Source organism: Capsulimonas sp. (genome assembly GCF_039929585.1).
GTDB lineage: Bacteria > Armatimonadota > Armatimonadia > Armatimonadales > Capsulimonadaceae > Capsulimonas.
The window spans coordinates 1-10062 of record NZ_JBDSQY010000254.1 but is presented as its reverse complement, the minus strand read 5'-3'; the positions used below and the strand labels follow the sequence as shown (position 1 = coordinate 10062).

The following is a 10062-nucleotide window of genomic DNA, read 5'->3' as shown; positions in this document are numbered from 1 at the left end:
CGTCCGCCTTCGTGGACTTCTGAACCCGCGAAGGCGGGTGACTGTACTTTTAGCCGTGAATTCATTCGCCGGGCGCGATGTGCGTAACATCAGTTAACAAGGTACTAGCCTGTAATGGCTCCATGGAATGATGCTCGTGCAGATCTTCTACTAGTTGCGGCTTCTCTTCTGTTGGAACTGAGACGGCCTCTCGGAGCCGTTGGGAGTAAATCGGTTTTTGACGACCCACCAGCAGCATCCAACAGTCGCGCCGATCACCAGCAAATATCCAAGCAGCACCGTCCAGAGGGGCGGCTCAACCGTCAAATAGCTGAACTCTCGGAACGAGCGCTTCTTCCACTCGTTAGTGATGAGCGGCTTCAGGAAGTCGCCCAACTCGTTCAAATTGAGCTGGCGCTGACGAATCACGAAATCTCGCGTCTGAACTTTGACGTCTTCGACTTTCGTCCAGCTAAAGACTTCGCACCATTGCACTTCGTTGGCGTCATTCACGCCGATGCAGATGCAAAGCTCGTTTTCGTTTCCGTGCTTCCAGTAGTTATCCTGCATTCGGCCTGACTCGCGCGGGCGGTTTTTGAAAACCAGCACCCACAGCCGAAACTTCTTGGACGCCCCAAGCATGGCGTTCATCTTTTGAAGCTTCTCTTCGCCCTCATACTTGCCGGTCGGTAACACGGCGGGACAGTGCAGCCCGTCTGTGTTGTCTGGATAGTCAAAAAGGCCGAGACGTGTTTTGGTTTGGTCGGAGACACTCGGCGGATTGAAGACGCTGGTCGAAGCCTGCACGCGGTTTTCGTAGGAATGAGAGCGCGTGGTGGGCTGCAAAGTAGAATACTGTCCGTCCCATGTGGTCACGTATTTGTCGCCGTCGATGGAATGGTAACTTCGGTGCATGTCCACGAAGGCGCGATGGCCCCAGCGAGCGCTGAAGTTTTCAAATTCCGACTTGCTCAGATCCCAGCTTTGGCCGATGCTGTCTTTGGCGTACCACTTGGCCGAGTGCGCCTCGACATCGTAACTGTGTGCGTAGTGATCGAAGACCTGCCGGGTGCAAGTCTTCGATGTCTGCCTGTCTCCACATGCGTATCGTTCCGTTCGGTAGACTTTGTGCGTGCAGGAGACTTCCTTATCCCACGGCTCTTCATAAGCCGCCTCGGTGATATAGCCGCCCCAATATTCCGTGTCGTGTGTCTGCACCGCCTGCGTGACGCCTTTGCCCACGGCGATGACGGCCACGGAGACCATCAGGGGAACGAAGAACTCCCACCAAGTCATCCGTCGCCGAAATTGTCGGTAGAGCACGGCGGCGCCGATCAGCGGTATTAAAAGTGCTCCCCAGATAATCATAACATCCTTATACGAACCGTGTTATTCCATGCTATATTAGCAGACACACAGTCAACGATAAAGTTGCCTGAGAATTATGGCGTCGCGAGGAGAAGATGGGATGATCGTTTCTCTAAAGGGCGCTAGCGTTTGCTGCCCCAATCGGCCATTTCGCGGATGTATTTATGGGTGTGATTCTTTATACTATGGGGGATAATTACTCGCTGCTTATCGATTGAAAATGTCAGCACAAAGGATCGAAACGATGACGATCACCCAGCCGACGCCTGAAACGCTTAGCGCCGAAGAGCTTCAGGGAATGAACGCCTACTGGCGCGCCGCCAACTATCTTTCCGTTGGACAGATCTACCTACTCGCCAATCCATTACTGACCGAACCGCTGAAGCGTGAGCATATCAAGCCGCGCCTTCTGGGCCACTGGGGCACCACGCCCGGACTCAATTTTATCTACGTCCACTTCAACCGGCTGATCAAAAAGAACGATCTCAACGCGATTTATATCGCCGGCCCCGGGCACGGCGGGCCGGGGCTTGTCGCCAATACATATCTGGAAGGCGTCTACAGCGAAGTCTATCCCGATATCAGTCAAGATACGATCGGGATGCAGCGGCTCTTCAAGCAGTTCTCGTTTCCCGGTGGAATCCCAAGCCATGTGGCGCCCGAAACGCCCGGGTCGATCCATGAAGGCGGCGAGCTGGGCTATGCGCTGTCCCATGCGTATGGCGCCGTGTTTGATAATCCCGACCTGGTTGCCTGCTGCGTGGTGGGCGACGGCGAGGCCGAGACCGGGCCGATGGCGGCGAGCTGGCACAGCAATAAGTTTCTCGACGCGGCGCGCGACGGCGCCGTGCTGCCCATTTTGCATCTGAACGGCTACAAGATCGCCAATCCGACCGTGCTGGCGCGCATCAGTCACGACGAGCTGGAAAGCCTGTTTCACGGCTACGGCTATAAGCCCTACTTCGTTGAGGGCGACGATCCCGAGACGATGCATCAGAAGATGGCGGCGACGCTGGACACGGTTCTGGCCGAAATCCAATCGATCCAATCCAATGCTCGTGAGAGCGGCGTGACCGAACGGCCCCTATGGCCGATGATCATTCTTCGGACACCCAAGGGCTGGACCGGGCCGAAGTTCGTCGATGGTCTAAAGACCGAGGGATACTGGCGCTCGCATCAAGTTCCATTTTCGGACATGAACAAGCCGGAGCACGTTTCGGTGCTGGAAGAGTGGATGAAGAGTTATCATCCTGAGGAACTCTTCGATGAGACGGGCGCGCTGCGTCCCGAGTTGGCCGCGCTGGCGCCGGCGGGTGATCGGCGCATGGGCGCCAATCCCAATGCGAACGGCGGGGCGCTGCTCAAGGCGCTGCGCCTGCCTGCGTTTGGGGACTACGCCGTCGCGGTCGAGAAGCCAGGCGTCGCCATTGCGGAAGCCACGCGCGTGCTGGGCGGGTTTCTGCGAGACGTGATGGCGCAAAACGCCGACCGTCAGAACTTCCGGGTCTTCTCTCCGGACGAGAACAACTCCAATCGCTTGGACGCCGTGCTCAGTGCGACCAACAGAGCCTGGGACGCTGAGTTACTGCCGGAGGACGACCATCTTGCGCCCGATGGCCGCGTGATGGAAATTCTCAGCGAGCATACCTGCCAGGGCTGGCTCGAAGGCTATTTGCTCACGGGCCGGCATGGGTTCTTCTCGTGTTACGAGGCGTTTATCCATATCGTCGACTCGATGTTCAACCAGCACGCCAAGTGGCTGAAGAGCACCAATCGAATTCCGTGGCGGCGGCCGATCGCGTCTCTGAACTATCTGCTGACCTCGCACGTCTGGCGGCAGGACAACAATGGCTTCTCGCATCAGGACCCGGGCTTTATCGACCATGTAATCAACAAAAAGGCCGATGTCGTGCGCGTGTATCTGCCGCCCGACGCCAACTGTCTGCTCTCCGTGGCCGACCACTGCCTGCGCAGCCGGCAGTATGTGAACGTGATTGTTGCCGGCAAGCAGCCGGCCCTGCAATATCTGACGATGGACGCCGCCGTCAAGCACTGCACGGCGGGCATCGGCATCTGGGAATGGGCGAGTAATGACCAGGGCGGTGAACCGGATGTGGTGATGGCGTGCGCCGGCGACGTGCCGACATTGGAAACCCTGGCGGCGGTGGATATCCTGCGCCGCAATCTTCCCGACCTGAAGATCCGCGTGGTCAATGTCGTCGATCTGATGACTCTGGAGCCGAACAGCGAGCATCCGCACGGGCTGACCGATAGCGATTTCGATACGATCTTCACCCAAAACAAGCCCGTGATCTTCGCGTATCATGGCTATCCCTGGCTGATCCATCGTCTTTGCTACCGTCGCACGAACCACGGCAACTTCCACGTTCGCGGCTACAAAGAAGAGGGAACGACCACCACGCCCTTCGACATGGTCGTTCTGAACGATCTGGACCGTTACCATCTGGCCGGTGATGTGATTGACCGCGTTCCGTCCCTCGGCGGCACGGCCGCTTACCTCAAACAGCACTTGCGCGATAAGCTGTTCGAGCACGCCGCATACATCCGTATTCATGGCGAGGATATGCCGGAGATACGCGATTGGACCTGGACGCATTGACCGCAAATGAGTCTTCCATGAACGTCCTTTCGCTGAACGCCGGCAGCTCCAGTCTCAAATACCGCCTCTTCCGGGTCTCCGAAGGCTCGGAGGAGGTTCTGTGTCAGGGGGAAGGTGAGCGTCTGACCGCTCCTGATTTTTCGGCGGCGACCCGCAAGGCGATAGAAGAATGCCAATCGCATGGGATCGACGCCGTGGGCCATCGCTTCGTCCATGGCGGCCCCGATTTCTTCAAGCCAACACTTGTGACGGACGAGGTACGGGAGCGCCTGCGCGGCCTCTCCGAACTCGACCCCCTGCACAATCCGACCGAAATGGCGGTGATGGAGGAGGCGCGGCGCATGCTGCCGGAGGCGCCGACCATCGCCGTCTTTGACACGGCGTTTCATCATACGCTCCCCGAAGTCGCCTCACGCTACGCGCTGCCGTTCGATCTTTCCGAGCGCCTTGGACTTCGCCGCTACGGTTTTCATGGCATTTCCCATCGCTACGCCTCCGAGCGGCTGCTGCAATTGATGGGACGCGCCCCCGAGGGAACGAAGCTGATCACCTGTCATCTCGGAAGCGGCGCGAGCCTCTGCGCGATCCGCGATGGGCGAAGCGTGGACACCAGCATGGGCATGACCCCGCTGGAAGGGCTCGCCATGGGAACCCGCTGCGGCGATGTAGACCCTGGTCTCCTTCTGTATCTCCTGCGCACTCAGCACATATCCGTGGATGAATTAGACGATCTTCTAAACCGCAAAAGCGGCCTGCTCGGCCTCTCGGGCCGAAGCGCCGACGTGCGCGATTTGGAAGAAGCGGCGGGAGCGGGCGACACACGCGCCGCGCTGGCGCTTGATCTCTTCGCCTATCGAGTTCGCAAATACATCGGCGCATACGCCGCCGTCTTGGAAGGCGTGGACGCCATCGCGTTCACCGGCGGGATCGGCGAGCACTCAGCGTCCATGCGCGCCCGCATCTGTCAGGGCCTTGGCTTTTTAGGGATCGCACTCGACGACACACTCAACAAAGCAGCCAGTCACGAATCCGCGCAGATCAGCCCGGCCTTTTCCTTTCCCAGAATTGGGGGGCAGGGGGGCGCCGTACAACTCTGGATGATCCCCGCTGACGAAGAGCGTCAGATCGCGCGCGAAGCCGCCGCGCTGCTTCAAGCATAGCACTCACCCATTGATGAACTACGTGATGGCGTGGCTCGGAACTTACGCTTAATACGGGAACATGCAGGAATTTACATGCCACTGTGAGAAATAGCTAGCATACAAGCGCGAAAGGAACGAAGGCCATCACACCGGAACAACGGGCTCGAGAATCGATTGACGCGGCGCTAATTCAGGCGGGGTGGGTAGTGCAGGACGCCAACGCTGTCAATCTCGCGGCAGGTCCCGGCGTGGCGATCCGCGAGATGCCGATGGCTCCTGGGTTCGGCGCGGCGGATTACCTGCTTTATGTCAACCGTAAGGCGCTGGGAGTGGTTGAAGCGAAGAAGCTGGGCGAAACTCTGACCGGCGTGGAGGTTCAGACCGAAAAGTACAGCGAAGGCTTGCCCGCATCGCTCCCCGCGTGGCGTCGTCCCCTTTCTTTCCTCTATCAAAGTACAGGCGCGGAAACGCGTTTCACCAATGCGCTCGATCCCGATCCACGCAGCCGGACGGTGTTCAATTTTCACCGGCCTGAGACGCTTCACGCGTGGGCGCAGGGGAAAATTGGCATCGCGAGCGCGTCACTGGTGTTTGAGACTTCGGATGGGTACGGTGTTCCTTCCACACTTCAGCGCCGGCTTCGCCGCATGCCGCCACTGGTGACGGATGGAATGCGGCCGGCCCAAATTCGAGCGATCCAAAAACTCGAAGTCTCACTCGCGGAAAATCGACCTCGCGCGCTGATTCAGATGTCTCCTGGCAGTGGGAAGACGTTCTGCGCCGTCGCCGAAGTATATCGCCTCATCAAATTCGGCGGCGTCAAGCGGGTGCTGCTGCTGGTGGACCGGGCAAATTTGGCGCGTCAGGCGCTGAACGAGTTCCAGCAGTACATCACTCCCGATGATGGTCGAAAGTTCACTGAGCTTTATAACGTCCAGCATTTGCGCTCGAATACGATCGACCCCGTGAGCCGCGTTTGTATCACGACGATCCAGCGCTTGTATTCGATCCTCAAGGGCGACCCCGATTTCGATCCCAATTCTGAGGAAGAGTCGGCGGGTGACGAGATTTCTCCGCTGCGGCGGGAGCCGCTGCCGGTGGTTTACAACGCCCTGATCCCGCCGGAGATGTTCGATGTCGTTTACATCGACGAGTGTCATCGGTCCATCTATAATCTCTGGCGTCAGGCGCTGGATTACTGGGACGCGTACTTGATCGGTATGACCGCCACGCCTTCCAAGCAGACGCTGGCGTTTTTCAACCAGAACCTCGTCTCGGAATACGGCCACGCGCAGGCTGTTTCGGATGGGGTGAATGTGGACTTTGATGTCTATCGCATCAAGACGCAGATCACGGAGAGCGGGAGCAAGGTTGAAGCGGGTCTGTGGGTGGATACGCGGAACCGCAAGAGCCGGCGCGTCCGCTGGCGCGAGGTTGAGGAAGACCTGACTTATACTCCCAATGAGCTGGACCGGGCGGTGGTCGCGGAGGATCAGATCCGCACCGTCATTCGGACGTTCAAGAACCAGATGCTGCCGGAGACCTTCCCGGACCGCACCCAGGTTCCCAAGACGCTGGTCTTCGCCAAGGACGACAGCCACGCGGACGACATCGTGCGGATCTTGCGCGAGGAATTCGGCAAGGGCAACAACTTCTGTGAGAAGATTACCTATCGCACGTCTACGGCGCGTATCGTCGATCCAGAGACCGGGAGCATTACCTACAAGAACACGGGCATTAAGCCCGAGGATCTGTTGTCGTCGTTTCGCAATTCGTACAATCCGCGCATCGCTGTGACGGTGGATATGATCGCGACGGGCACGGACGTGCGTCCGCTGGAGATCGTGTTCTTCATGCGCGACGTGAAGAGCGGCAACTACTTCGAGCAAATGAAGGGGCGCGGCAGCCGCGTCGTTTCGCCCGATGAGCTTCGGGCGGTGACCGGAGACGCGACCTCCAAGACTCGTTTCGTGATCGTGGACGCCGTCGGCGTCTGCGAGCGCGAGCACGTGGACGCGCCGTCGCTGGAGCGCAAGCCGACTGTCTCACTGAAAGAATTGCTGAAGGCCGTGGGCATGGGCTCCACGCACATTGACGTCGTCTCCACGCTGGCGTCGCGCCTCGCGCGTTTGGCCCGGCAGATGACGCCCGCTCAAACCGCTTCGCTCGCACAGGCGACGGGGCATTCGCTTCCCGAGCTGATCGGAGCGCTGGCGGCGTCGGTGGACCCGGATGTGCAGGAAGCGCGGGCGCAGGCGCGTTTCCTGGTGGAGGACCCGACGCCCGAGCAGATTGAGGAAGTCGCCGAGGAAGCGCGCATGGACGCCACGGCGCCGTTTCTGCCGAGCGAAGTCCGCAAGCGCATCGAAGAGATCCAACAGGACGACGAACAGGTCATCGATCGGCTCAGCAAGGATACCGTCCTCTCCGCCGGCGTTAGTGAAGAGGCCAAACAAAAAGCCAGGGCGACCGTCGAGTCGTTCGCCGCGTACCTGGACGAGCACCGAAACGAGATCACGGCGCTCCAAGTGCTGTACTCGCGCCCGCACGGGCAGGGGCCGACGCTCAAGCAGTTAAAAGAACTTGCGGAAAAGATCCAGAACCCGCCGCTCGGCTGGACGCCCGACACGCTCTGGAACGCCTACCGTATGATCGAAGGCGACAAAGTCTGCGGCAGGAGCGCCGCCGACCGCGCCGCCGATCTGGTCTCACTCGTCCGTTTCGCCCTGCACCAAGACCCGACCCTGGCCCCGTTCGCTGAAACCGTCGCCGTCCGCTTCTCCGCCTGGCTCACCCAGCAGGAAGCCGCAGGCGTCACGTTCACGCCTGAACAGGTCCAATGGCTCGAAATGGTTCGCGACCACGTCGCGCAAAGCCTAAGCATGGATACCGACGACTTCGACAACACCCCATTCAGCCAGCAAGGCGGCCTCTGGCGCGCCCACACCCTATTCGGCGACCGCCTCACGCCGCTGCTCGAAGAACTGAACGGAGTGCTTGTCACGTGAGTAAAATCATTCGTCACATGACTTCAGTCCAAAATCTTCCCGGCATATTACAACAGGGCGGCTTGTGGTGTGATCGGCAAGCTGACACACAAGGACTGACCAAGCAAGGGATTGGACACGAGCACATAAAGAAACGTCGAGAAAAAAAAGAGATCAGAGTCGGGCCGGGGGGATTTCTTTCGGATTACGTACCTTTTTACTTTGCCCATCACACTCCGATGCTGTCTGCTATCAACTACGGCAATGTTCAAGGGTACGCTGGTGGCCAAGCAGAGGTGATTTATCTTGTTACTCAGACTGATGTTATCCAAAGCAGTGGGTTAGATTTCGTTTTCACTGACGGCCATGCCGCAGTCAGCATCACTCGCCAATTTATCGATTTAGTGGATCTGGACAAGATCGATTGGGAAATGGTGCGTGCAAACTATTGGAAGAACACGGAAGAGGATGGAGATCGAGAAAGGCGCAAGCAGGCTGAATTTCTAGTGCACCGCTTCTTACCCTGGTCTCTGATTCGAGGGATTGCCGTGAAAACATTTCCAATGTATAAGCAGGTGACCACTCTCCTTCAAGGGCAGACACATTTACCTCCTGTCCGGGTTAAGCCCGACTGGTACTACTAACCTGCACAAACATTTTGCTTGACCCGGAGTCCCGATTCGGGTATCATAAACTATGCCTGCGAACATCATTTCTACTAAAGGCAACCTGCTTGAGGCAGATGTTGAGGCGCTTGTCAACACCGTAAATACCGTCGGTGTGATGGGCAAAGGCATTGCTCTTCAATTCCGCCAGACCTTTCCTGAGAACTTTGTAGCTTACAAAGCGGCCTGCAAGTATGGGAGCCTTGAGCCCGGCGCAATGTTTGTTACAGAAACTCATTTGCTCACCAATCCGCACTACATAATTAATTTCCCCACTAAGCGTGATTGGCGAGCCAAGTCTAAAATAGAGGATATTGACGCGGGGCTTGCTGCTCTTGTTTCAACCGTACGCGAACTGGGCATCCGTTCGATTGCGGTTCCCCCGCTTGGGTGTGGCAACGGCGGGCTTGAATGGGACGAGGTGCGTCCCAAGATTGAAGCTGCCTTCGCCAATCTCCCCGAAGTTCACGTATTACTCTATGGGCCTGAAGGCGCGCCAGCCGCCGACAAGATTAAGATTGCAACCAAGCGACCTAAAATGACTCCAACGCGCGCTGCGTTCGTAGGAATGTTAGATGGCTACATGATTCCTGGCTACAATATTACAATATTGGAAATCCAAAAGCTTGCTTATTTCCTTCAGGCTGCTGGTGAGCCAATGAAACTGCCTTTCGTGAAAGCTCAGCGAGGACCTTACGCAGAAACAATACACCCTGTTCTTCAGCGCCTTGAAGGTCACTTTTTGCGTGGCTATGGTGATCGCAGTCGGGATATCTCACTGCATGTGCTTCCTGATGCAGTACGAGAGTCTAATCTGTTTTTAGAAGATCACCCTGAAACACGTACACGGATAGCGCGAGTTTTTGAACTCGTAGATGGGTTCGAAACGGAGTACAGTTTAGAGCTACTTGCTACCGTACATTGGCTGGCATGGAACGAAGATGAAAAAATTCGTCGTGATCCTGCTGCTGCTGTTCGCGGTGTTCAAGCGTGGAGCGAACGAAAAGCAGGTTTATTTCCTGCGGAACACATTGAAATCGCTTGGAAACGTTTACAAGAACAGCAATGGATTTAGTATTTTTTGATGTTCTATCCTTCCTTGGTTGCTTTTTGGTGAGCTACGGAAGGGTAGTACGTCTTCAGTCGCTCGCAAATAATTTAACATCCTCACTCCTTAATTCCTCATTTTCGTAGCAAATATAATATGAACTCTGATCTTTCTCCCACTCCAACCGGTCTTCCTCCTGGCTGGACGCGTTCGACCATCGGAACGTGTCAATAGTTTGAGACAACTTGGTCCA

General features: G+C 57.2%; 6 protein-coding genes. 5 read left to right on the top strand and 1 reads right to left on the bottom strand.

Annotation, left to right across the window (positions count from 1 at the left end; genetic code table 11):
• Positions 1-150: 150 nt before the first annotated feature.
• Complete coding sequence (locus ABIZ35_RS19425; RefSeq protein ID WP_348221576.1) at positions 151-1347, bottom strand: hypothetical protein; 1197 nt, start codon at positions 1345-1347, stop codon at positions 151-153.
• 244 nt (positions 1348-1591) lie between these two features.
• Here ABIZ35_RS19425 and ABIZ35_RS19420 point away from each other — a divergent pair, with 244 nt between their 5' ends.
• From ABIZ35_RS19420 to ABIZ35_RS19400, 5 genes are all read left to right on the top strand, one after another.
• Complete coding sequence (locus tag ABIZ35_RS19420) at positions 1592-3967, top strand: phosphoketolase family protein (RefSeq protein WP_348221575.1); 2376 nt, start codon at positions 1592-1594, stop codon at positions 3965-3967.
• 17 nt (positions 3968-3984) lie between these two features.
• Positions 3985-5127 carry an acetate kinase gene (locus tag ABIZ35_RS19415; RefSeq protein WP_348221574.1) on the top strand — a complete coding sequence of 381 codons (1143 nt, stop codon included), beginning with the start codon at positions 3985-3987 and terminating at the stop codon, positions 5125-5127.
• Positions 5128-5315: 188 nt separating this feature from the next.
• Positions 5316-8117 carry a type I restriction-modification enzyme R subunit C-terminal domain-containing protein gene (locus ABIZ35_RS19410; RefSeq protein ID WP_348221573.1) on the top strand — a complete coding sequence of 934 codons (2802 nt, stop codon included), beginning with the start codon at positions 5316-5318 and terminating at the stop codon, positions 8115-8117.
• Entirely contained in the window at positions 8114-8740 is a 627-nt protein-coding gene (locus ABIZ35_RS19405) for a DUF4433 domain-containing protein (RefSeq protein ID WP_348221572.1), read from the top strand. Before ABIZ35_RS19410 ends, ABIZ35_RS19405 begins: the two co-directional genes overlap by 4 nt.
• A 52-nt stretch (positions 8741-8792) precedes the next feature.
• Positions 8793-9836 (top strand): macro domain-containing protein, encoded by a 1044-nt coding sequence (locus ABIZ35_RS19400; protein ID WP_348221571.1) that lies wholly within the window; start codon positions 8793-8795, stop codon positions 9834-9836.
• The last annotated feature ends 226 nt before the right edge of the window (positions 9837-10062 follow it).

Coding starts and splice junctions, on each gene's coding strand:
- ABIZ35_RS19425 (WP_348221576.1), bottom strand. CDS start 1,347: ATGATTATCTGGGGAGCACTTTTAATACCGCTGATCGGCGCCGCCGTG.
- ABIZ35_RS19400 (WP_348221571.1), top strand. CDS start 8,793: ATGCCTGCGAACATCATTTCTACTAAAGGCAACCTGCTTGAGGCAGAT.
- ABIZ35_RS19415 (WP_348221574.1), top strand. CDS start 3,985: ATGAACGTCCTTTCGCTGAACGCCGGCAGCTCCAGTCTCAAATACCGC.
- ABIZ35_RS19420 (WP_348221575.1), top strand. CDS start 1,592: ATGACGATCACCCAGCCGACGCCTGAAACGCTTAGCGCCGAAGAGCTT.